We start from the raw sequence: 21,060 nt of genomic DNA, 5'->3' as shown, positions 1-21,060 counted from the left end.
TATGAACATCACGACTCGCTTAAAGATGATGTCCTTTATGCAATATTTTATCTGGGGGAGCTGGCTGGTTACCCTGGGCGCTTACATGATCAACACTCTACACTTTACCGGCTCCGACGTGGGCATGGTGTACAGCTCCAAAGGACTTGCCGCGATCGTTATGCCTTCGCTGGTGGGGATTATTGCCGACAAGTGGCTGCGGGCCGACCGTGCCTACGTGATTTGCCACCTCGTCTGCGCCGTCGCGCTCTGCTATGCCGCGCAGGTCAATGAGCCCGGGCTGATGTTCTGGGTCATGCTGGTGAATGCGATGGCCTTCATGCCCACGATTGCGCTGTCGAACACCATTTCCTACTCCTGTCTTGAACAGGCAGGGCTGGATACGGTGAGCCATTTTCCGCGCGTGCGGGTGTATGGCACCGTGGGCTTTATTGCCGCGATGTGGGCCATAAGCCTGATGGGGGCGGAGCTGAGCAACGTGCAGCTCTATATTGCGGCTGCCGCGTCCCTGCTGCTGGCGTTTTATTCTCTGACGCTACCGGCCATTCCGGTTGCGAAGACAAAAGCGTCTCCGTCTCTGGCAAGCAAGCTGGGCCTCAATGCGTTTATCCTGTTTAAACAGCCCCGCATGGCGGTGTTCTTTTTATTCGCGATGTTGCTGGGCGCCGTGCTGCAGATAACCAACACGTTTGGCAGCCCCTTCCTGCATGATTTTGCGCGTAATCCGGCGTATGCAGATAGCTTTATCGTCAAATATCCGTCCATCCTGCTCTCCGTTTCGCAAATGTCCGAGGTGTTCTTCATTCTGACCATTCCGTATTTCCTCGGACGATTTGGCATTAAAGCCGTTATGCTGATGAGCATGGTGGCCTGGATGCTGCGGTTCGGGCTATTTGCCTTTGGAGATCCGTCCGCGACGGGCTTTGTGCTGCTCATGCTCTCAATGATTGTCTACGGCTGCGCGTTCGACTTCTTCAATATTTCAGGCTCGGTATTTGTTGAACAGGAGGTCAGCGCCGATATCCGCGCCAGCGCGCAAGGGTTGTTTATGACGACCGTTAACGGTATCGGGGCGTATTTTGGTTCGGTATTGAGCGGTATGGCAGTGGATTATTTCTCGGTGGACGGGGTGAAGGACTGGCAGACGATCTGGCTGGTATTTGCGGCCTATGCCCTGGCGCTCGCGGTAGTCTTTTACTTCAGCTTTAACTACCGCCACACCTGTAAAAACAGCGGGATGCGCACAGTTGCGCACTAAATTTTCCCTCCGGACGCTGAAAGGCTTTAAGGTAGGCGCATAAGTGTTATCGCCAGGATATGTTTTGATGGAACGCGTCTATCGGACCGATCTCAAGCTGCTGCGCTATTTTCTGGCCGTGGCGGAGGAACTGCATTTTGGACGGGCTGCGGCCCGTCTCAACATGTCTCAGCCGCCGTTAAGCCTGCATATTAAAGAGCTGGAAAGTCAGCTGGGCACGTTACTGTTTATTCGCCACTCGCGAAGCGTCGCGTTGACGCATGCCGGTAAAGTGCTGATGGAAGAGTCCCGTCGGCTGCTCGCCAGCGCAAACCAGGCTCTGGCTCGCGTCGAGCAAATTGGTCGGGGTGAGGCAGGGCGCATTGAGCTGGGGATTGTCGGCACCGCCATGTGGAGCGAGGTGCGCACGGTGATGCGCGCTTTCCTGAAAGAGCATCCGAATGTTGATGTCGTTTTTCGCGAAAAATCGCCGGTAATGCAGATGGCGCTGCTTGAGCGCCGGGAGCTGGATGTCGGGATCTGGCGAATGGCAACGGAACCTACCGCGGGGTTTACCAGCCTGCGGTTGCGTGAAGCGGCTTTTCTGGTGGCGATGCCGGAAGATCACCGGCTGGTCAGGGAGCCTTCCATTGCGCTCGCAGAATTGCAGGATGAGTATTTTGTCACGATGCCGTCGGCCCATTCAGACTGGGCATTTTTACATCGCGTCTGCCAGCAGGCCGGGTTTTCGCCGATGATTGTGCGCGAAGCCGTTGAACCACAAACGGTGCTGGCGATGATCAGCATGGGGATGGGGATTACGCTCGCCGCAGACAGCTACGCGCAAATGCAGTGGCCGGGCGTGGTGTTCCGCCCGCTGAAAGAGCGTATACCGGCAGATTTATATGTAGTGTATGACGAGAAGCAGGCGACGCCCGCGGTGAAGACGTTAATTACGACGTTGACGGCTGGGAAGTAGACAAAGCGTAGATAGCAAAAAGGCGCCTTTAGGGCGCCTTTTTACATTGGTGGGTCGTGCAGGATGACTCGCTTCGCTCGCCCTTCGGGCCGTCGCCGTAAACGGCTCCGGTGCCTCACTGCGTTCGGCTCGAACCTGCTGCAGGTTCGAATCATCCATATCGCAGATAGCAAAAAGGCGCCTTTAGGGCGCCTTTTTACATTGGTGGGTCGTGCAGGATGACTCGCTTCGCTCGCCCTTCGGGCCGTCGCCGTAAACGGCTCCGGTGCCTCACTGCGTTCGGCTCGAACCTGCTGCAGGTTCGAATCATCCATATCGCAGATAGCAAAAAGGCGCCTTTAGGGCGCCTTTTTACATTGGTGGGTCGTGCAGGATTCGAACCTGCGACCAATTGATTAAAAGTCAACTGCTCTACCAACTGAGCTAACGACCCGAAATGGTGGGCGATGACGGGCTCGAACCGCCGACCCCCTCCGTGTAAAGGAGATGCTCTACCAACTGAGCTAATCGCCCAATCTCAATTCTTATCTACACTGCGAGTCTACCGAAGTAGATGGTGGGTGATGACGGGCTCGAACCGCCGACCCCCTCCGTGTAAAGGAGATGCTCTACCAACTGAGCTAATCACCCCCGCTGTGTGGAGTCGCATTATAGGGAGAGTTGAAAATGAGTCAACGCATTTTCTAAAGTTTTTATTCGTTCGTCGTAAAATTAAACAAAACGATCGCGAAACGGGCTGTGGCGCATGATTTCTAAACAAAAATCGCAAACTCGGTCACGATAAAGGGATCAACATTGAGGAATCCCCCCACAGTGATAGAATATTGCCCATCGTTTTTTCCCCAGGATTTGCCGATTGCCGGCATCTTTATAACGTAAGGCCATTTCATGAAAATCAAAACTCGCTTCGCGCCGAGCCCGACAGGCTATCTGCACGTCGGTGGTGCACGTACCGCTCTCTATTCCTGGCTTTTCGCACGCCACAACAAAGGTGAGTTCGTGCTGCGTATTGAAGACACCGATCTTGAGCGCTCCACGCCAGAAGCAATTGAAGCCATTATGGATGGGATGAACTGGCTGAATCTGGAATGGGACGAAGGCCCGTATTTCCAGACCAAACGCTTTGACCGTTACAACGCCGTCATTGATGAGATGCTGGTCGCGGGCACGGCGTATAAGTGCTACTGCTCCAAAGAGCGTCTGGATGCGTTGCGTGAAGCGCAGATGGCAAACGGTGAAAAGCCGCGCTATGACGGCCGCTGCCGCCACGACCACTGCGAGCATGCTGCTGATGAACCTTGCGTGGTGCGTTTTGCTAACCCGCAGGAGGGCTCTGTGATCTTTGACGACCAGATCCGCGGCCCAATTGAATTCAGCAACCAGGAGCTGGACGATCTGATCATCCGTCGCACCGACGGTTCCCCAACCTATAACTTCTGCGTTGTGGTTGACGACTGGGATATGGAAATTACCCACGTTGTCCGTGGTGAAGACCATATCAACAACACCCCGCGCCAGATCAACATCCTGAAGGCGCTGAATGCCCCTGTGCCAGTTTATGCGCACGTCTCCATGATCAACGGTGATGACGGGAAAAAACTGTCTAAACGTCACGGTGCGGTAAGCGTTATGCAGTATCGCGACGACGGTTATCTGCCGGAAGCGCTGCTGAACTATCTGGTGCGCCTGGGCTGGGCCCACGGTGACCAGGAGATCTTCAGCCGTGAAGAGATGATCGAACTGTTCTCTCTGAGCTCTGTGAGCAAATCAGCGAGCGCGTTTAATACCGACAAGCTCCTGTGGCTGAACCATCACTACATCAATACCATGCAGCCAGAATATGTGGCGACGTATTTGCAGTGGCATATTGAGCAGGCAAATATTGATACCCGCACTGGCCCTGAACTGGCGGATCTGGTGAAACTTCTCGGCGAGCGCTGCAAAACGCTGAAAGAGATTGCCGAAAGCTGTCGCTACTTCTATGAAGAGTTTGATGCGTTTGACGCGGACGCCGCGAAGAAACACCTCCGTCCGGTTGCGCGTCAGCCGCTGGAAGTGGTGCGTGACAAGCTGGCTGCACTCACCGAGTGGACCGCTGAGAATGTGCATCACGCCATTCAGGCGACGGCAGACGAGCTGGAAGTCGGTATGGGTAAAGTCGGTATGCCACTGCGCGTTGCGGTGACCGGTGCGGGTCAGTCTCCGGCGCTGGATGTGACGGTTCATGCCATCGGCAAGTCACGCAGCGTGGCGCGCATTAACAAGGCGTTGGATTTTATCGCTGAACGTGAAAATCAGCAGTAATTACGCCTCAGATAAAAAACGGCAGGGTAACCTGCCGTTTTTTTTTATGCCTTTTATTCCGTGATTCCCAGCCGCGTAAGAAAGCCATGTATGCCTTCGCGTTTCAATAAGGCGTCCAGACGCTTCTGCTCCGGCTGAGTCATACTCTCCAGCGTCTCAATAATGCCCAGAGACAGGTTTGAAGAGGGGTCACTGTAGGAAGTGGTGACCTCCGCGAGATGGTAGACCGCCTGACGGTTACGGATCGCCGGAAGGCTCATAATATGTTCCTTCACGCGCGCATCTACATGAATGAGCCGTGCCCGACCACCCTTCACGCCGTTGAGTCCTTCCGTTTTCCACCCCTGCTGGCGTATCCAGCGATTAACCGTTTGTCTGGCAACGCCCAAACTCTCCGCCAGCTCTTCCGTGGTCATTTTGCTACGTAATTTTTTCATATCAGTTCTGATCGCGAATCCCTAAACGTTGCAACAATCCGGTAATCCCTTCCCGCATTAACAGCGATGTCATCTGCTTCTGCTCTTCCGGCGTCATTTCATTGGCCAGCGTCAGGAGTAGGGTGTGAAGCGAACCCTCATGGCTGGCACCTTCTGGCAGTTCGGACGTTTCACTTGCCCGACGTGCGCTGCGGATAAAGTCACGGACTTTTTCGTTCACATGTACCAGGCGCGCTTTCCCGCCCTGGACGCCTGGCTTTGGTGACGTAATCCAACCCTCTTTGCGTACCCATTTATTGATGGTCTGGCGGCTATAGCCAGTGAGGAGGGCTAACTCTTCTGGCGTCATTCGTTCCTTGATCATGCAATTTCCTGAATATCTGTGGGGTTAATTAACGGCTCATTTTATAGCACCGTTTTACGTGAAAACGTGACAGGCTTAACTCCTGACTGCGAGCAGACTCGCAAAGTGATTCATTTGCATGATTTTTCGGCGATCGAATAGCGGGAATTGATTTTGCCGTTGACACTCCGCAGCGGAATTCATATTATGCCGCCCGTCAACATGACAGCTTTACAATGGGGCTATAGCTCAGCTGGGAGAGCGCTTGCATGGCATGCAAGAGGTCAGCGGTTCGATCCCGCTTAGCTCCACCAAACTCTGAACCCAACAGAGTGTGGTTAGTAAAGTCACATGTGGGGCTATAGCTCAGCTGGGAGAGCGCTTGCATGGCATGCAAGAGGTCAGCGGTTCGATCCCGCTTAGCTCCACCAAAATTGTAAACCCTCGTCAAAAGACGAGGGTTTTTTTTTATGTACTTGTAACACCCTCCACCGTATTTTGTTATCAAAAAGCAGGTATTCTCGTACCTCACCTCAATCGACATCAATAAACCAGTCTATAAATAGACTTGAACTTGATTCGTGCAATTAATAAACCTATTATCCATCCGGTCAATGATTCGAACGGATAATATACTCATCATCTTAATGAATAGAAAAACGTACAATAATGTAAAGATATTTATAATTGCCCTGACACTTTGTCTGATTGCGGTACCTGTCTCCCGTTATCTTTCTCCCCGCGCAATTGTTAATGGTCACGACGTTTATTTAGCATGGCTACCGCTAAGCGTTATGCTGGCGGTAGTTCTGCTATTTGGGCGCAGGGCAATTCTTCCCATTTTGTTAGGTTTTACTGTCACTAATTTATTTTATGTTAATTTAGCACCGCTACAATATTCAGTATTGCTGTTTTGTCAGACCTTTGCGCTGTTCACGGCGTGCGGCCTTCTGCGCATCATGCTGGGTAAGCGTTGGCGCTACGGCATCCCCAACAAGCACATCGGTTTACGTATATTCTGGCTCGGTTTTATCGTGCCGATAGGTATTAAGCTGTCGATGTATATGGCGGGCTATTTGTTTGATTTTCCGGTGACTATTTCGACCTTTTTCGGTGAAGGAACGGTAATTTATAACGTTGTGGATATACTGAGCCTGATATGTGCGGCGTTGATTTTTACCATGATGTTCTATTACCCATTAAGAATGATAATTAATCCTCGTTATGCGATGAACTTCTGGCGGCAAAGCGTGAAGCCCGTGTTTTTTCACAAGAATTCGTTATATATTTTTGTCTGGCTGATGCTTTTAAGTTTCATTCTCGTCATTTTATGCGGTCCTTTTGAATCACCCGTCATTGCCGGCTATTTGATGCCGCTGATTTTTATTCTTTTTACCTTAGCGATAAGCCGTCTTACCTACGCGCTTATCTCCCTGCAGTGGTCCGCATCCGCGCTCCTGCTGTTGACCTACAACTACAATTTCCTTAACGGGGTGGAAACGGGCCATTCGCTCTCTTTTATCCTGTCCGTGCTTATCTCCTTCGCTATCTGTCTGCTTTACATGTCGCGGATCTATCAGCGTAGCGAATGGCTCAAGCGGGGCTGGCAGGACAGGGCGCTCACCGATCCGCTGACAGGATTGCCCAACATTCGCGCGCTGGAGGAGTATCTTGAGACTCACCCGGATGCAAAAGTGAGCATTCTGCGTATGGATAACCTGGAGTTTTTGAGCCGCCACTATGGGATCCTCATGCGTGTCCATTGCAAACGCACGATCGCCACGTCGCTGCAGCCACTTTTGCAGAAGGATGAGAAGCTCTTCCAGCTCCCGGGAAGCGAGCTGGTGCTGGTATTACTGGGGCCGGAAATTGCTGAACGTCTCCAGCATATGGTCGATCGGCTCAACAGCAGTAAGATTTTCTGGAACAACGCAGGGCTGGATATTGAGTTTGGCGCGTCCTGGGGAATGGTCGAAAATGGCGAAAAGCTGCATCACACGCTGGGGCAGCTGAGCTGGCTGGCAGAGCAGGCCAGCGGAGCGCAAAACGTTCTCGCACTCACGAATAGCCTCGAGGCGGCATCAGGGCAAACAACGGAGCGCGTCCTGATGCTGGCGCGGATTAAGCATGCTCTGGAGACGGATCGATTCCATTTGTACGCGCAGCCGATCCAGAAGGCGGACGGGAGCGGGTATTACGAAATCCTGGCGCGTATGGAGAGCGAGGGCGAGATCTTCACTCCTGACCGCTTTATTCCGTTGATTGCCCAGTTCAACCTCAGCCACCGGTTTGATATGTGCATTATGGAGAAATTACTGCTGTGGCTGCGCGATAACCCTGCAACGCAGTCTGGTGCCCGTTTCTCTGTCAATCTGATGCCGCTCACGCTGATGCAAAAAGAGGTGGCGACCGAGATTTGCGCGCTCTTTGAACGCTACGGCGTTGCGCCTCAGGCCGTCGTGATTGAGATCACCGAAGAGCAGGCCTTCTCAAATTCAGGCTGCAGCATTCACAATATTCAGCAGCTGCGGGACTACGGTTTCCGGATTGCCATTGATGATTTTGGTACCGGCTACGCCAACTACGAGCGTCTCAGACGCCTGCAGGCAGATATCATTAAAATTGACGGCTGCTTTGTTAAAGACATTTGTACCGACGATATGGATGCGATGATCGTCCAGTCGATGTGTAATCTGGCGAAGACGAAATCGCTGTGCGTTGTGGCGGAATACGTAGAAACACCGGCCCAGCGCGAGATGCTGCTTCGCTTTGGCGTGGATTACCTGCAGGGCTACCTGATAGGTAAACCCAAACCGCTGGAAGAGTTGCGGGCATAAAAAAACCGGGAGCCAGGCTCCCGGTTTTTGTTTAACGGTAAAGGTTACAGGACCAGTGCCGCGATGGAAGCAGACAGGACGCTCACCAGCGTAGAGCCGTAAACCAGCTTCAGGCCAAAGCGAGAAACCACGTTACCCTGTTCTTCGTTCAGACCTTTAATCGCACCCGCGATAATCCCGATGGACGAGAAGTTCGCGAAGGAGACCAGGAACACGGACAGAATGCCTTCAGCGCGCGGAGAAAGCGTGCTGGCAATTTTCTGCAGATCCATCATCGCAACGAATTCGTTAGAAACCAGTTTGGTTGCCATGATACTCCCAACCTGCAGCGCTTCGTGAGCCGGAACACCCATCACCCATGCAACCGGGTAGAAGATGTAGCCCAGAATCCCCTGGAAGGAGATACCCAGCACAGCGGCGAACAGGGCGTTCAGCGCAGAAATCAGCGCAATGAAGCCGATCAGCATGGCGGCAACGATAATCGCCACTTTGAAACCAGCCAGAATGTATTCACCCAGCATTTCGAAGAAGCTCTGACCTTCGTGCAGGTTAGACATCTGGATGTTCTCTTCGCTGGCGTCAACGCGGTACGGGTTGATCAGCGACAGCACGATGAAGGTGCTGAACATGTTCAGAACCAGCGCCGCAACAACATACTTTGGCTCCAGCATGGTCATATATGCGCCCACGATAGACATGGAAACGGTAGACATTGCGGTTGCCGCCATGGTGTACATGCGGTTGCGGGACATTTTGCCGAGAATATCTTTATACGCGATGAAGTTCTCAGACTGACCGAGGATCAGGGAACTCACGGCGTTAAAGGATTCCAGCTTGCCCATGCCGTTCACTTTGGATAACAGGAAGCCAATACCACGAATAACGAACGGCAGAACGCGGATGTGCTGCAGAATACCGATCAGCGCGGAGATGAAGACGATTGGGCAGAGAACCTTCAGGAAGAAGAACGCCAGACCTTCGTCGTTCATTTTACCGAAGACAAAGTTGGTCCCTTCGTTGGCGAATCCGAGCAGTTTTTCGAACATTTCGGAGAAGCCTTTTACGAAGCCGAGGCCTACGTTGGAGTTCAGGAAGAACCACGCAAGTAAAACTTCAATGACCAGCAGTTGGACAACATAACGGATACGAATTTTTTTGCGGTCTGTGCTGACCAGCAATGCAAGTGCAGTAACGACAACAAGTGCCAGGACAAAATGAAGGACGCGGTCCATATTTGCTCCAAATATGAGGCAGGTTTAATTTTCGTGCACATTCTATGTAACAAGCGAAAAGAAAACGAGATCGAGGACACACTATAGTTACATCCTGTGACGAGTCTCAAAAATAGTGATCCACAATACATTTTTGTTATGTTAGGTAAATGAGTGAAAAGTTAAGTTTGTGTGCTAGTCTTCACAAAAGCGTGCGCGATTTCAGTTTCTGTTAGATCGCCCCACTTACCCGCCCGCCTATCGTTCAAAGCTATCAGAGAAATCACTGTAAACTTCACAAATGATCTTGATAATCATTCTCATTTTGATAGCATTAAACATAGCAAAGGCTATATTTCAGAGGCAGAAATGACAAACAGTCGCGTAGAGGGTAGCAGTGGCAGAGCCGCGCGCAAGTTGCGGTTCGCATTAATGGGACCTGCGTTCATCGCTGCCATTGGCTATATCGATCCAGGCAACTTTGCGACCAATATTCAGGCCGGGGCCAGCTTCGGCTATAAGCTGCTGTGGGTGGTCGTCTGGGCTAACCTGATGGCGATGCTGATTCAGATGCTCTCCGCAAAGCTGGGGATTGCCACCGGTAAAAACCTGGCGGAGCAAATTCGCGACCATTATCCGCGTCCGGCCGTCTGGCTCTACTGGGTCCAGGCTGAAATCATCGCCATGGCCACTGACCTCGCTGAATTTATTGGCGCAGCGATTGGCTTTAAGCTGATTCTGGGTGTTTCGCTGTTGCAGGGGGCGGTACTGACCGGGATTGCCACTTTCCTGATCCTGATGCTGCAGCGTCGGGGCCAAAAGCCGCTGGAGAAGGTCATCGGCGGTCTGCTGCTGTTTGTCGCGGCGGCCTACATCGTGGAGCTGATTTTCTCACAGCCGAATCTGGCGCAGCTCGGTAAAGGTATGGTGATACCAAGCCTGCCAACCTCGGAAGCGGTGTTCCTGGCCGCCGGGGTATTGGGGGCGACCATCATGCCGCATGTGATTTACCTCCACTCCTCGCTGACTCAGCATCTCCACGGTGGGACGCGCAAAGAGCGTTACTCCGCCACCAAATGGGACGTGGCGATCGCCATGACCATCGCGGGGTTTGTCAATCTGGCGATGATGGCTACCGCAGCCGCGGCTTTCCACTTCAACGGTCATACCGGTATTGCCGATCTCGACCAGGCCTATCTCACGCTGGAGCCATTGCTCAGCCATGCTGCCGCCACGATATTTGGCCTCAGCCTGGTGGCTGCCGGTCTCTCTTCGACGGTGGTGGGCACGCTGGCAGGCCAGGTGGTGATGCAGGGGTTTGTTCGGTTCCATATTCCGCTCTGGGTTCGCCGCTCTGTTACCATGCTCCCGTCATTCATCGTGATTCTGATGGGGCTCGACCCAACGCGAATTTTGGTCATGAGCCAGGTGCTGCTGAGTTTTGGTATCGCGTTGGCGCTGGTGCCGCTGCTGATCTTTACCAGCAACAAAACCCTGATGGGCGAGCTGGTCAACTCAACCCTGGTGAAAAGGACCGGGTGGGCCATCGTGGTGGTGGTGGTGGCGCTGAACCTGTGGCTGCTAATTGGCACAGCGTTGGGACTCTAAAAAGAAAAAGGAGCCGCAAGGGCTCCTTTTTTTATTAGTGATGGTGGCCGTGACCGTGACCTTTTCCGCGACCCCAGCCGCCGCGACGGTCGTCACGATCGTTCCAGCCTTCGCGGTAGCCGCGCTCATACGCGTTGTCTTTATACCAGCCGCGGTGTCTGCCGTTATCGTGTTTCCACCAGCGGTCTCCGCGCCACTCATAGTGACGGTTCCAGTAGTCACGGTCGCGCCAGTAGCCACCGTCCCAGTATCTGCCGTAGTCGTCACGATCGCCAATTTGTAATTTTACTGATGGCAACAGGGTGATTTCGCCCGCAGTGGCGATCAGCGGGGCTGAAGCCAGTAATACCGCTGCAAGAATCAGTGACCTGAACATACTCTTTCTCCTTCACGATCGGGGCCTTTGTTGGGCCTGTTAACGCAATATTACGAGTTGGTAAAGCCTCGTTTCATCGCCTCAACTCCGAATTCCTGGGTGAGAGCACTTTTTGCTAAAAGCGGTTTTATTTTGAGCTGCTCAGAATCCCTTCTATGCGGGCCAGTTCCTCCGCAGTGAAATGGCGGTTTTCCAGCATGCCCACGGCGTCATCAATCTGCGCCACTTTACTTGCCCCAATCAGTACTGACGTCACAATCTCATGGCGTAATACCCAGGCCAGCGCCATCTGGGACAGCTTCTGGCCGCGCTCTTGCGCCATGGTGTTCAGCTTTCTTACCTTCTCCAGCTTCTCTTCGGTGATCTGGTCAGGATTAAGGAACTGACTGCCGCTTGCCGCGCGTGAGTCTGCCGGAATGCCGTTCAGATAGCGGTTGGTCAGCTGCCCGCCGGCCAGCGGCGAGAAGGGAATACAGCCAACCCCTTTTTCCTGCAGCACGTCCAGCAGTCCCGCTTCCGGCGCACGCTCAAACAGAGAGTATTTCGGCTGGTGGATCAGGCAGGGCGTACCGAGATCGTCAAGAATATCAATCGCCTTGCGGGCCAGTTCTGCAGGGTAGTTGGATAACCCGACATACAGGGCTTTTCCCTGGCGCACCGCATGGTCAAGCGCTTTCATGGTTTCCAGCAGCGGCGTTTGCGGGTCAGGACGGTGATGATAGAAAATATCGACATACTCCAGCCCCATGCGCTTCAGGCTTTGATCCAGGCTCGCCAGCAGATATTTGCGTGACCCCCAGTCGCCGTACGGACCCTCCCACATGGTATAGCCCGCTTTGGTGGAGATGATCAGCTCATCGCGCCAGGGCTGGAAATCCTCTTGAAAAATACGGCCGAAATTACGTTCGGCAGATCCGGGTGGCGGACCATAGTTGTTGGCAAGGTCGAAATGCGTAATGCCCAGATCGAACGCGCGCTGTAAAAGTTGACGGCTGTTTTCGATAAGCGTGGTGTCGCCAAAATTATGCCACAGCCCAAGCGAGATGGCGGGCAACCTGAGCCCGCTTTGGCCGCAACGGCGATATTCCATTGTCCGATAACGATTTTTGTCCGGCTGATAACCCATTCTTATGACCTCTGGCGCTGAAGAAAAAAATCAGTGTATGCGTTTACATTAACGTGAAAAAAAACAGCATAGCGCAGCCTTTTTTGTAAAGCATTCTTTCCACGCCCTACTTATCGCCAATTCTGGACAGTCATCACGCTTATTTAATACTCAAGGTGAGGTCAACATTAGAAGGATACCTGTTTATGCGTACCCCATACTGCGTCGCCGATTACCTGCTGGACCGTCTTACAGATTGTGGAGCCGATCATCTGTTTGGCGTGCCGGGCGACTATAACCTGCAGTTTCTCGACCATGTGATAGACAGCCCGGATATCTGCTGGGTGGGCTGTGCCAACGAGTTAAACGCCTCCTATGCCGCAGACGGATATGCCCGATGTAAGGGCTTCGCCGCGCTGCTGACGACATTTGGCGTAGGGGAGCTAAGTGCGATGAACGGTATTGCGGGCAGCTATGCCGAGCACGTTCCGGTGCTGCATATTGTGGGCGCGCCGGGGACGGCGTCACAGCAAAGAGGGGAACTGCTGCACCATACGCTGGGCGACGGTGAGTTTCGTCATTTTTACCATATGAGCGAACCTATCACCGCTGCACAGGCGATCCTGACCGAACAAAACGCCTGCTATGAGATTGACCGGGTGTTAACTACCATGCTCCGGGAACGTCGCCCCGGCTATCTGATGTTGCCCGCCGACGTGGCTAAAAAGGCCGCCACACCGCCTGTAAACGCTCTCACTCTACGGCACGCACATGCCGATAGCGCCTGCCTGAAAGCCTTCCGGGATGCCGCAGAGAACAGGCTGGCCATGAGCAAGCGTACTGCGCTGCTGGCCGATTTCCTTGTCCTGCGCCATGGCCTCAAGCATGCCTTACAGAAATGGGTTAAGGACGTGCCGATGGCGCACGCCACTATGCTGATGGGGAAAGGCATATTTGACGAGCGTCACGCCGGTTTTTACGGCACCTACAGCGGTTCGGCCAGCGCCGGGGCGGTAAAGGAGGCGATTGAAGGGGCAGATACGGTGCTGTGCATCGGCACGCGATTTACCGATACCCTGACCGCCGGCTTCACGCATCAGTTAACCCCGTCACAAACAATTGAAGTTCAGCCTCATGCCTCACGCGTCGGCGACGTCTGGTTTACCGGCATCCCCATGCTTCAGGCAATCGAAACGCTGGTGGAGCTGTGTAAACTGCACGTGCGCGATACGCCGATACCGGCCTCTCAAAGCGCGATGGCCTATCCGCAGCCGGATGGCTCGCTGACGCAGGAGAATTTCTGGAAAACGTTGCAGACGTTTATCCGCCCGGGAGACATCATTCTTGCAGATCAAGGAACCTCGGCCTTCGGCGCAATCGACCTTCGTCTTCCGGCTGACGTGAATTTTATCGTCCAGCCGCTGTGGGGATCGATCGGCTACACGCTGGCGGCGGCATTTGGCGCGCAAACCGCCTGCCCGAACCGGCGCGTGATTGTGCTAACGGGGGATGGCGCGGCGCAGCTCACCATCCAGGAGCTTGGCTCGATGCTGCGGGATAAACAACACCCCATCATTCTGGTCCTTAACAACGAAGGGTACACGGTGGAAAGGGCGATCCACGGGCCGGAGCAGCGGTATAACGACATTGCGCTATGGAACTGGACGCAAATCCCGCAGGCCCTGAGCCTTGATCCTCAGGCCCAGAGCTGGCGAGTCAGTGAAGCGGAGGAGCTGGCGGATGTGCTGGAAAAAGTCGCGCACCACGAGCGGCTCTCGCTGATTGAAGTGATGCTGCCGAAAGCTGATATTCCACCGCTGCTGGGGGCGCTTACCAAAGCGCTGGAAGCGCGCAATAACGCCTGATCACTTGTCGTTTCGCCAGGCCATCATCATCGGTTTGCCCGCCAGCAGGAGCCAGGCGGGCAACATTACGATACAGAGCAGGGGGAAAAGCGTTGAATCGGGTACCACCACTGCCGCCATAAACAGGCTGAGCCACGCGTCGCGCGTGACCACCAGAACCAGCCCCAGAATAGAGCAGGAGACGGTAATGGCCGCCGGCACCGCATCGACATGTTCGTGCAGCATCAGCCCCAGCGCTACGCCAACAAAGACCGCCGGGAAGATGCGTCCACCGCGGAAACCGCAGGCTGCAGCCACCACCAGCGCGGCCAGCTTAATCACGGCAAACAGCAGATAGTCGGAGACGCTGAACACCTGGCTGAAGGCCAGCTGCTGCATCTCGTCCAGACCTTTGAACAATGTCACCGTCCCGCCGATTGCCCCTAAAATACCAAGAATCAAACCGCCGGCCCCCAGGATTAGCACCGGGTGTTTCAGCTTATGCACCAGCCGGTGCAAGCGAGGAAGACACCATACCGCGACCATCCCCAGCGCGATGGCGATGGCGACAACGATGGCGCCGCTGAAAATATCGGCTATCTGCATCTGGCCGTAGTGGGGAAGGGAGAGTGAAAAATGGGGATGGAAAAACAGGCTGGTCGTCAACGCCCCGGCGGCTGCGGCCATCAGCGGCGCAAACAGCTTATCCCACAGCGGGACGTCGTTATTGCTACTGAGCGTCTGCGAAAAGATCAGTGCGGCAGCGACGGGCGTGCCGAAAAGCGCTCCAATGGTGCCTGCGGAGGCGAGAATGGTCCAGTCCAGCGCGCCGACGCGGGGCAAAATACGTGAACCGAGGAAAACCGCCAGGCCAATATTCACCGCCATAATCGGATGCTCAGGTCCCAGGCTAACGCCGCCCGCCAGACCGATAATCAATGCGATAATCAGACCCGGCAGTGCCGAAGGGGAAACCGGGGCGCCAATCAGCGGTTCCTGCGCCGGGTCTGGTCCAGCATGGCCGGGACTGAAACGGATCACCAGGCCCACCGCAATACCGGTCAACGTCAGCATCATGATGATCCAGGCAGGAGACTCAGCGGTTGCCCCCAGTTTTGCCGGAAGCGCTGTCCATAATATTGTTTGCAGCACCGACGCGACTTTCATCACGACAATGAGCACCAGGCTTGAGGCTACGCCAATGATTAACGCCGGAATGGCCAGCAACAGCATGGTTCTGGCTCGCGGGTGGAGCATGATGATTTCCTTGTACAAAACGGTATTACGTTACTTTGCACATTAAGCTTTATGGCAATAGTGCAAAAGGTGCTGAAACGGTAAAGTTATTCTGTGACGAAGATCGATAATCCATGGGCATTCACCTTACGGCCGTTGTTGTTATCACGCCTTGAATTTACAGTGTCCCAAAGATTTATTCTGACTTTAGCGGAGCAGTAGAAGAATGACAAAGTATGCTTTGGTAGGTGATGTGGGCGGCACGAACGCGCGCCTCGCATTATGCGATGTAAGTAGCGGTGAGATTTCCCGGGCGAAAACCTACTCAGGGCTGGATTATCCAAGCCTTGAGGCCGTTGTCCGCGTCTATCTGGACGAGCATCAGGTAAGCGTTGAAGACGGCTGCATCGCGATTGCCTGCCCGATAACCGGCGACTGGGTCGCAATGACCAACCATACCTGGGCATTCTCCATCGCAGAGATGAAAAAAAACCTCGGGTTTTCGCATCTTGAAATCATCAATGACTTCACGGCGGTGTCCATGGCGATCCCGATGCTGAAGCCTGAGCATCTGATCCAGTTTGGCGGCGCTGAACCGGTCGAAGGCAAGCCGATCGCGGTTTACGGGGCCGGTACCGGCCTAGGCGTGTCGCATCTGGTGCATGTTGCCCAGCGCTGGGTGAGCCTGCCGGGTGAAGGCGGCCACGTAGACTTTGCGCCAAACAGCGAAGAAGAGGGCATTATCCTCGAAGAATTACGCGCTGAGATCGGCCACGTCTCCGCCGAGCGCGTCCTTTCAGGTCCGGGGCTGGTGAACCTGTACCGGGCGATTGTGAAATCTGACGGCCGTCTGCCGGAAAACCTGCAGCCGAAAGACGTTACCGAACGCGCGCTGGCGGACAGCTGCATTGACTGCCGTCGTGCCCTGTCGCTGTTCTGCGTGATCATGGGACGTTTTGGCGGCAACCTGGCGCTGACGCTGGGCACCTTCGGTGGGGTCTATATTGCGGGCGGGATCGTACCGCGCTTCCTCGACTTCTTTAAAGCCTCGGGCTTCCGCGGCGGGTTTGAAGATAAAGGGCGTTTCAGAAGCTACGTGCAGGACATTCCGGTTTATCTGATCGTGCATGATAACCCTGGCCTGCTGGGTTCGGGTGCCCATCTGCGTCAGGTTCTGGGTCAAATCCTCTGACGTAGAGCCCTCTCCCGCGGGAGAGGGCGCTTTCTTTACAGGTGCATCAGCTGGCGGAACTCTTTCACCTTGCTGCGGCTCACCGGCACCTGAAAATCCAGATCCTTCAGACGCAAAATGTAGGTGTTGTTAAACCAGGGTTCGATCTCGCGGATCTTGTTTAAATTCACGCAGAACGAACGGTGGCAGCGGAAAAAGTGTGCCGTCGGCAGCTTGCTGCAAAACTCGGTGATGTTCATTGCCATCACGTACGATTCCCGCCGCGTGTAGACAAACGTCATCTTTTCATGGGCTTCGGCATAGTAGATATCATTGACCGGCGTCACGATGATGCGCTCGTCTTTGACCAGATTAATGGTGTCGTTTTCCCGTACCGTTGGGGTGGCGCTAGCGGGGGCGGTCTGCTGCTGCCATGCGGCCTCAAGCTTTTGCAGCATGCTGACAATCCGCGACTCCTGATAAGGCTTAAGAATATAGTCAAACGCCTCCAGCTCGAAGGCCTCTACGGCGTGCTCTTTCCAGGCGGTGACGAAAACGATAAACGGCTTATGGGCAAACTGATTGATGTTTTGCGCCAGCAATACGCCATCCAGCGACGGAATATTGATATCCAGAAAAATGGCGTCGACCCGGTTATGCTGCAAAAACTTCAGCACGTCCAGACCATCATCAAACGTACCCACAATCTCCATCTGGCTGTGGGTTTTAATAAGCCAGGTGAGCTCCTGCTGAGCCAGGAATTCATCTTCTACGATGATAACTTTCATAGGCTACTCCACCTGGGGCAACAGTGATGTCGTCGTATGTGCGAGAGAGCGCTCATTCGGGACGTAAAAAGAAATTTCGGTGCCCGGCTCAAGACGGTGAATATGCAGACCGTCGCCGTAAAGCAGCTTGACCCGGTGGTGCACGTTCAGCAGGCCGATTTTATTTCCGGGCATCTCGTTAGACTCCACGCGCTCAATGACTTTTGGATCAATCCCGTGGCCGGTATCGCGCACGGCAATACGCACGCGGTTGCCGCTTTCGGTGACGCTGATGGTGACGACACCTTTGCCTTTACAGGGCTGAATACCGTGAACAATCGCATTTTCGACCAGCGGCTGGATAAGCAGGCTCGGGATCACGCAGTTGACCTCTTCATCAATATCGTAAATGACCGTGAGCTTGTCGCCAAAGCGCGCCTGCTCAATCGCGATGTAGTCCTTGATCTGATACAGCTCTTTTTTGATGTCGATCTGCTCGTCGTCCTTCAGCTCGATGTTGTAGCGCAGATAGCGCGACAGGTTAAAAATCAGCTGGCGCGCGGTGTCCGGATTAAGACGAATGGACGAGGAGATAGCGTTCAGCGCGTTAAACAGGAAATGAGGATTGATTTTACTCTGCAGCGCGCGCAGCTCTGCCTTATTTGCCATCTCACGCAGCTGTTCCGCCCGCGAAACCTCAAGCTGGGTGGAAATAATCTGCGACAGGCCAATGGCCATCTCCTGCAGGGAGGAGGTGATCTGATGCGCGTGACAGTAATAAATTTTCAGGGTGCCTGTCACGACGCCTTTCTCCCACAGCGGGATCACCAGCATCGAGTGGATTTCCGGCGTTCGGTGGGCTTCATCATTGTTTTTAATAATGATTTTACCGTAGTTAATCGCCTGCCTGGTGGTCGGGCTGATGGTGTCATCGTTGTCGCGATAGTTGTGTTCCCCGACGCCAACGTAGGCCAGCACGTGGTCAATGTTGGTGATGGCGACGGCGTCAGCATGGATATCGTGGCGGATAATTTCGCAGACCTGACGCAACGATTCCGCGTTAACGTGGCGGAAGAGCGGCAGCGTTTTGTTGGCGATATCCAGCGCCAGCTTGGCCTGACGGGCGGCACTGGCCTCTTTTTCTCCTTCAACGCTTTGCACCAGCAGCACGATAAACCCGATGCATACGCTGCCCAGGATCATCGGGATACCGATTTTCGAGACGATATCCAGCCCCAGCGCGGTGGTGGGGGCCCAGACGACGACCAGGATCATGGTCAGCGTTTCGCACACCATGCCTGCGACGATCCCGGCGCGCCAGCGCTGTTTTTTCGGGATTTTGCGGCTGATCCAGCCGGAAAGCACCCCGGCGATAATACTGGTGATAAAGCACGGCACCGCCGTTACGCCACCGATATCAATCAGGTAGCGGTGCGTCCCGGCAATCAGGCCGGTGATGACGCCCACCCACGGACCAAACAAAATCCCGCCGGACATGACGGCGATTATGCGCACGTTAACCAGCGAACCCTCTACCGGCACGCCGGACCAGGTGCTGAACAGGGCAAACAGCGAAAAAATGGCGGTAACGGCCAGCAGCTCTTTTGGCGAGTGGGCTGATTTGTGCAACAGCTCGCGAAACAGGCGAATGCGAATGAGGAAGAACAGGCAAATCAGCATTAATGCCGCGCGGTCAAAAACCGCCAGCAGCATGGTGAATATTTCGTGCACGAGTAGACCTGGGATAACGGGAAAGAACCATGATAAAAAACCTGGCGCGTATTGACCAGCTATCCGTCAGGTTTATCAAATGAGGAAAAACCATAATTTGCAAAGGGGATTATCTGGCGGTGACCGATGCGTCCTGTTTTTTCCATGCTCGCGTAACGTCAGGTAACTGTTTTGATATCATCATGTTAAACAACGGCTATCAGAAAGCCGATCCTGAAACAGAGGCTTCCGCTTTTAGGCGCAGCCGGGTTCCTGTTTTCAGACGATCGCTTTTTTTTCATTTCCCTCTCGACAGCATGATTTTTTTCAGGTTATTTTCTAAACATGCCACATCGGTGGCAGCGTCGCTCGGACGGTCCGGGCGCTAACGTTAATCTGAGGAATCTATGGCTGAATTCAGTCCTGAACGCCGTTTTACGCGTATCGATCGTCTCCCCCCTTATGTTTTCAATATCACTGCTGAGCTGAAAATGGCTGCGCGTCGGCGCGGCGAAGATATCATTGATTTCAGCATGGGTAACCCTGACGGCCCAACGCCACCGCATATCGTTGAGAAGCTCTGCACGGTTGCCCAGCGCCCGGATACGCACGGCTACTCAACCTCTCGCGGTATTCCCAGGTTACGTCGCGCGATCTCGCGCTGGTATCAGGATCGCTATCAGGTTGATATCGATCCGGAAAGTGAAGCGATTGTCACCATCGGCTCGAAAGAGGGGCTGGCACACCTGATGCTGGCCACACTGGATCATGGCGATACGGTGCTGGTGCCTAATCCAAGCTACCCGATCCATATCTACGGCGCGGTGATTGCCGGGGCGCAGGTCCGCTCCGTGCCGCTGGTGGAAGGCGTTGATTTCTTTAATGAACTGGAACGTGCGATTCGCGAAAGCTATCCGAAACCGAAGATGATGATCCTCGGTTTCCCGTCGAACCCAACGGCTCAGTGCGTGGAGCTTGATTTCTTCGAGAAAGTTGTCGCGCTGGCCAAGCGTTATGACGTGCTGGTGGTTCACGATTTAGCCTATGCTGACATCGTCTATGACGGCTGGAAAGCCCCGTCGATTATGCAGGTTCCGGGCGCGCGTGACGTGGCGGTAGAGTTCTTTACCCTGTCGAAAAGCTACAACATGGCGGGCTGGCGTATTGGCTTTATGGTGGGTAACAAAACGCTGGTGAGTGCACTGGCGCGCATTAAGAGTTATCACGACTACGGTACCTTCACGCCGCTGCAGGTCGCGGCTATCGCTGCCCTGGAAGGCGACCAGCAGTGCGTTCACGAGATTGCCGCCCAGTATAAGCGCCGCCGCGACGTGCTGGTAAAAGGGCTGCATGAAGCGGGCTGGATGGTGGAAATGCCGAAAGCGTCCATGTACGTCTGGGCGAAAATTCCGGAGCCATATGCGGCGATGGGATCGCTGGAGTTTGCCAAAAAACTGCTGCAGGATGCGAAGGTGTGTGTGTCACCGGGTATTGGCTTTGGTGATTACGGCGACACCCATGTGCGATTTGCCCTGATTGAAAACAGCGACCGTATTCGTCAGGCGGTGAGGGGCATCAAGAGTATGTTCCGGGCCGACGGTCTTCTCACCTCAAAGAGCGTCGCAGAACACCCCGCGTCGTCATGACATAAAAAAACAGGAGCCGATGGCTCCTGTTTTTTTGACTGCATGTTCTTCACTAGATCATCAGGGCAAAGGTTCCGGCCCAGACTAAAACAATCACCGAAATGCCCATAAAGAAATATTTCACGTTTCATCGCTCCGCGTATCTTGTGGTACGCATTTAAAAACAGAGTCCACCTGATTATAGAGAACTGAAATCCGGTCAAAACGGAAATGAGAATTTTCCCGTTACGCCGTTAACTCCAGCTCAGA

The 21,060-nt window shown here is 54.0% G+C and carries 17 protein-coding genes, 5 tRNA genes and 2 other RNA genes; 10 read left to right on the top strand and 14 right to left on the bottom strand.

The annotated features are described in order from the left end of the window. Position 1: 1 nt before the first annotated feature. Together GVO84_RS16035 and GVO84_RS16030 are read left to right on the top strand one after the other, a co-directional pair. Positions 2 to 1,258: a nucleoside permease gene (locus tag GVO84_RS16035; RefSeq protein WP_159514639.1), complete on the top strand. Its 1,257-nt coding sequence runs from the start codon at positions 2 to 4 to the stop codon at positions 1,256 to 1,258. A 67-nt stretch (positions 1,259 to 1,325) separates the two neighbouring features. After that, positions 1,326 to 2,216, top strand: a complete 891-nt coding sequence (locus GVO84_RS16030; protein ID WP_159514638.1) for a LysR family transcriptional regulator — start codon at positions 1,326 to 1,328, stop codon at positions 2,214 to 2,216. 47 nt (positions 2,217 to 2,263) lie between these two features. Here GVO84_RS16030 and GVO84_RS16025 read toward each other — a convergent pair. From GVO84_RS16025 to GVO84_RS16005, 5 genes are all read right to left on the bottom strand, one after another. Further along, a non-coding RNA gene (locus tag GVO84_RS16025) (RtT sRNA) lies at positions 2,264 to 2,389 on the bottom strand. 29 nt (positions 2,390 to 2,418) lie between these two features. Beyond that, positions 2,419 to 2,544: non-coding RNA, RtT sRNA (locus GVO84_RS16020), on the bottom strand. A gap of 29 nt (positions 2,545 to 2,573) precedes the next feature. Then, a tRNA-Lys gene (locus GVO84_RS16015) sits at positions 2,574 to 2,649 on the bottom strand. Between the two features lie 4 nt (positions 2,650 to 2,653). Further along, positions 2,654 to 2,729, bottom strand: a tRNA-Val gene (locus GVO84_RS16010). Between the two features lie 41 nt (positions 2,730 to 2,770). Continuing rightward, a tRNA-Val gene (locus GVO84_RS16005) sits at positions 2,771 to 2,846 on the bottom strand. Between the two features lie 258 nt (positions 2,847 to 3,104). Between GVO84_RS16005 and gltX the strand changes: the two genes are divergently transcribed. Further along, entirely contained in the window at positions 3,105 to 4,520 is a 1,416-nt protein-coding gene (gltX, locus tag GVO84_RS16000; RefSeq protein WP_159514637.1) for a glutamate--tRNA ligase, read from the top strand. A gap of 53 nt (positions 4,521 to 4,573) precedes the next feature. On the opposite strand, the gene GVO84_RS15995 is transcribed toward gltX, so the two are convergent. Together GVO84_RS15995 and GVO84_RS15990 are read right to left on the bottom strand one after the other, a co-directional pair. After that, positions 4,574 to 4,957 (bottom strand): YfeC-like transcriptional regulator, encoded by a 384-nt coding sequence (locus GVO84_RS15995; protein WP_159514636.1) that lies wholly within the window; start codon positions 4,955 to 4,957, stop codon positions 4,574 to 4,576. 1 nt (position 4,958) lies between these two features. Next, positions 4,959 to 5,321 carry a YfeC-like transcriptional regulator gene (locus GVO84_RS15990; protein ID WP_159514635.1) on the bottom strand — a complete coding sequence of 121 codons (363 nt, stop codon included), beginning with the start codon at positions 5,319 to 5,321 and terminating at the stop codon, positions 4,959 to 4,961. Positions 5,322 to 5,538: 217 nt separating this feature from the next. On the opposite strand from GVO84_RS15990, the gene GVO84_RS15985 reads away from it, so the two are divergent. From GVO84_RS15985 to GVO84_RS15975, 3 genes are all read left to right on the top strand, one after another. Continuing rightward, a tRNA-Ala gene (locus GVO84_RS15985) sits at positions 5,539 to 5,614 on the top strand. A 41-nt stretch (positions 5,615 to 5,655) separates the two neighbouring features. Continuing rightward, positions 5,656 to 5,731, top strand: a tRNA-Ala gene (locus GVO84_RS15980). 216 nt (positions 5,732 to 5,947) lie between these two features. Next, entirely contained in the window at positions 5,948 to 8,137 is a 2,190-nt protein-coding gene (locus GVO84_RS15975; protein WP_159514634.1) for a sensor domain-containing phosphodiesterase, read from the top strand. Positions 8,138 to 8,181: 44 nt separating this feature from the next. Here GVO84_RS15975 and GVO84_RS15970 read toward each other — a convergent pair whose 3' ends face one another. Further along, positions 8,182 to 9,369 (bottom strand): NupC/NupG family nucleoside CNT transporter, encoded by a 1,188-nt coding sequence (locus GVO84_RS15970; RefSeq protein WP_008501591.1) that lies wholly within the window; start codon positions 9,367 to 9,369, stop codon positions 8,182 to 8,184. Between the two features lie 348 nt (positions 9,370 to 9,717). Between GVO84_RS15970 and GVO84_RS15965 the strand changes: the two genes are divergently transcribed. Then, positions 9,718 to 10,956, top strand: coding sequence for an Nramp family divalent metal transporter (locus tag GVO84_RS15965; RefSeq protein WP_063143495.1), 1,239 nt, complete (start codon positions 9,718 to 9,720; stop codon positions 10,954 to 10,956). 34 nt (positions 10,957 to 10,990) lie between these two features. On the opposite strand, the gene GVO84_RS15960 is transcribed toward GVO84_RS15965, so the two are convergent. Both GVO84_RS15960 and mgrA read right to left on the bottom strand, forming a co-directional pair. After that, positions 10,991 to 11,332, bottom strand: coding sequence for a DUF2502 domain-containing protein (locus GVO84_RS15960; RefSeq protein ID WP_121425226.1), 342 nt, complete (start codon positions 11,330 to 11,332; stop codon positions 10,991 to 10,993). A gap of 127 nt (positions 11,333 to 11,459) precedes the next feature. Then, a complete protein-coding gene (gene mgrA / locus GVO84_RS15955) occupies positions 11,460 to 12,458 on the bottom strand; it encodes an L-glyceraldehyde 3-phosphate reductase (RefSeq protein WP_121425228.1) in 999 nt (332 codons plus the stop codon). Positions 12,459 to 12,643: 185 nt separating this feature from the next. On the opposite strand from mgrA, the gene ipdC reads away from it, so the two are divergent. Beyond that, positions 12,644 to 14,302, top strand: a complete 1,659-nt coding sequence (gene ipdC, locus GVO84_RS15950) for an indolepyruvate decarboxylase (RefSeq protein WP_159514633.1) — start codon at positions 12,644 to 12,646, stop codon at positions 14,300 to 14,302. Here the strand turns inward: ipdC and GVO84_RS15945 are convergent, their stop codons facing one another. Next, positions 14,303 to 15,538: an ion channel protein gene (locus GVO84_RS15945; RefSeq protein ID WP_159514632.1), complete on the bottom strand. Its 1,236-nt coding sequence runs from the start codon at positions 15,536 to 15,538 to the stop codon at positions 14,303 to 14,305. 205 nt (positions 15,539 to 15,743) lie between these two features. Between GVO84_RS15945 and glk the strand changes: the two genes are divergently transcribed. Beyond that, the gene (gene glk / locus GVO84_RS15940) at positions 15,744 to 16,709 is read left to right on the top strand and encodes a glucokinase (protein WP_023332935.1); all 966 of its coding nucleotides are present in this window, start codon (positions 15,744 to 15,746) and stop codon (positions 16,707 to 16,709) included. A 35-nt stretch (positions 16,710 to 16,744) separates the two neighbouring features. Here glk and GVO84_RS15935 read toward each other — a convergent pair whose 3' ends face one another. Together GVO84_RS15935 and GVO84_RS15930 are read right to left on the bottom strand one after the other, a co-directional pair. Continuing rightward, a complete protein-coding gene (locus GVO84_RS15935) occupies positions 16,745 to 17,476 on the bottom strand; it encodes a LytR/AlgR family response regulator transcription factor (RefSeq protein WP_048977832.1) in 732 nt (243 codons plus the stop codon). Positions 17,477 to 17,479: 3 nt separating this feature from the next. Further along, positions 17,480 to 19,186 carry a sensor histidine kinase gene (locus GVO84_RS15930; protein ID WP_121425231.1) on the bottom strand — a complete coding sequence of 569 codons (1,707 nt, stop codon included), beginning with the start codon at positions 19,184 to 19,186 and terminating at the stop codon, positions 17,480 to 17,482. A 386-nt stretch (positions 19,187 to 19,572) separates the two neighbouring features. On the opposite strand from GVO84_RS15930, the gene alaC reads away from it, so the two are divergent. Further along, positions 19,573 to 20,811: an alanine transaminase gene (gene alaC / locus GVO84_RS15925; protein ID WP_023308710.1), complete on the top strand. Its 1,239-nt coding sequence runs from the start codon at positions 19,573 to 19,575 to the stop codon at positions 20,809 to 20,811. A 52-nt stretch (positions 20,812 to 20,863) separates the two neighbouring features. On the opposite strand, the gene ypdK is transcribed toward alaC, so the two are convergent. Then, the gene (ypdK, locus tag GVO84_RS15920) at positions 20,864 to 20,935 is read right to left on the bottom strand and encodes a membrane protein YpdK (protein WP_099458937.1); all 72 of its coding nucleotides are present in this window, start codon (positions 20,933 to 20,935) and stop codon (positions 20,864 to 20,866) included. Between the last annotated feature and the right edge of the window lie 125 nt (positions 20,936 to 21,060).

Origin of the sequence: Enterobacter sp. SM3, assembly GCF_009811935.2 — a bacterium.
GTDB classification, from domain to species: Bacteria; Pseudomonadota; Gammaproteobacteria; order Enterobacterales; family Enterobacteriaceae; genus Enterobacter; species Enterobacter asburiae_D.
The sequence above is the reverse complement of the archived record's forward strand: the minus strand, read 5'-3'. Positions and strand labels throughout refer to the sequence as shown.

Bases quoted from the DNA above. Each gene is read 5' to 3' on its own strand.
- GVO84_RS16035 (WP_159514639.1), top strand. From the start codon at position 2: ATGAACATCACGACTCGCTTAAAGATGATGTCCTTTATGCAATATTTT.
- GVO84_RS16030 (WP_159514638.1), top strand. From the start codon at position 1,326: ATGGAACGCGTCTATCGGACCGATCTCAAGCTGCTGCGCTATTTTCTG.
- gltX (WP_159514637.1), top strand. From the start codon at position 3,105: ATGAAAATCAAAACTCGCTTCGCGCCGAGCCCGACAGGCTATCTGCAC.
- GVO84_RS15995 (WP_159514636.1), bottom strand. From the start codon at position 4,957: ATGAAAAAATTACGTAGCAAAATGACCACGGAAGAGCTGGCGGAGAGT.
- GVO84_RS15990 (WP_159514635.1), bottom strand. From the start codon at position 5,321: ATGATCAAGGAACGAATGACGCCAGAAGAGTTAGCCCTCCTCACTGGC.
- GVO84_RS15975 (WP_159514634.1), top strand. From the start codon at position 5,948: ATGAATAGAAAAACGTACAATAATGTAAAGATATTTATAATTGCCCTG.
- GVO84_RS15970 (WP_008501591.1), bottom strand. From the start codon at position 9,369: ATGGACCGCGTCCTTCATTTTGTCCTGGCACTTGTTGTCGTTACTGCA.
- GVO84_RS15965 (WP_063143495.1), top strand. From the start codon at position 9,718: ATGACAAACAGTCGCGTAGAGGGTAGCAGTGGCAGAGCCGCGCGCAAG.
- GVO84_RS15960 (WP_121425226.1), bottom strand. From the start codon at position 11,332: ATGTTCAGGTCACTGATTCTTGCAGCGGTATTACTGGCTTCAGCCCCG.
- mgrA (WP_121425228.1), bottom strand. From the start codon at position 12,458: ATGGGTTATCAGCCGGACAAAAATCGTTATCGGACAATGGAATATCGC.
- ipdC (WP_159514633.1), top strand. From the start codon at position 12,644: ATGCGTACCCCATACTGCGTCGCCGATTACCTGCTGGACCGTCTTACA.
- GVO84_RS15945 (WP_159514632.1), bottom strand. From the start codon at position 15,538: ATGCTCCACCCGCGAGCCAGAACCATGCTGTTGCTGGCCATTCCGGCG.
- glk (WP_023332935.1), top strand. From the start codon at position 15,744: ATGACAAAGTATGCTTTGGTAGGTGATGTGGGCGGCACGAACGCGCGC.
- GVO84_RS15935 (WP_048977832.1), bottom strand. From the start codon at position 17,476: ATGAAAGTTATCATCGTAGAAGATGAATTCCTGGCTCAGCAGGAGCTC.
- alaC (WP_023308710.1), top strand. From the start codon at position 19,573: ATGGCTGAATTCAGTCCTGAACGCCGTTTTACGCGTATCGATCGTCTC.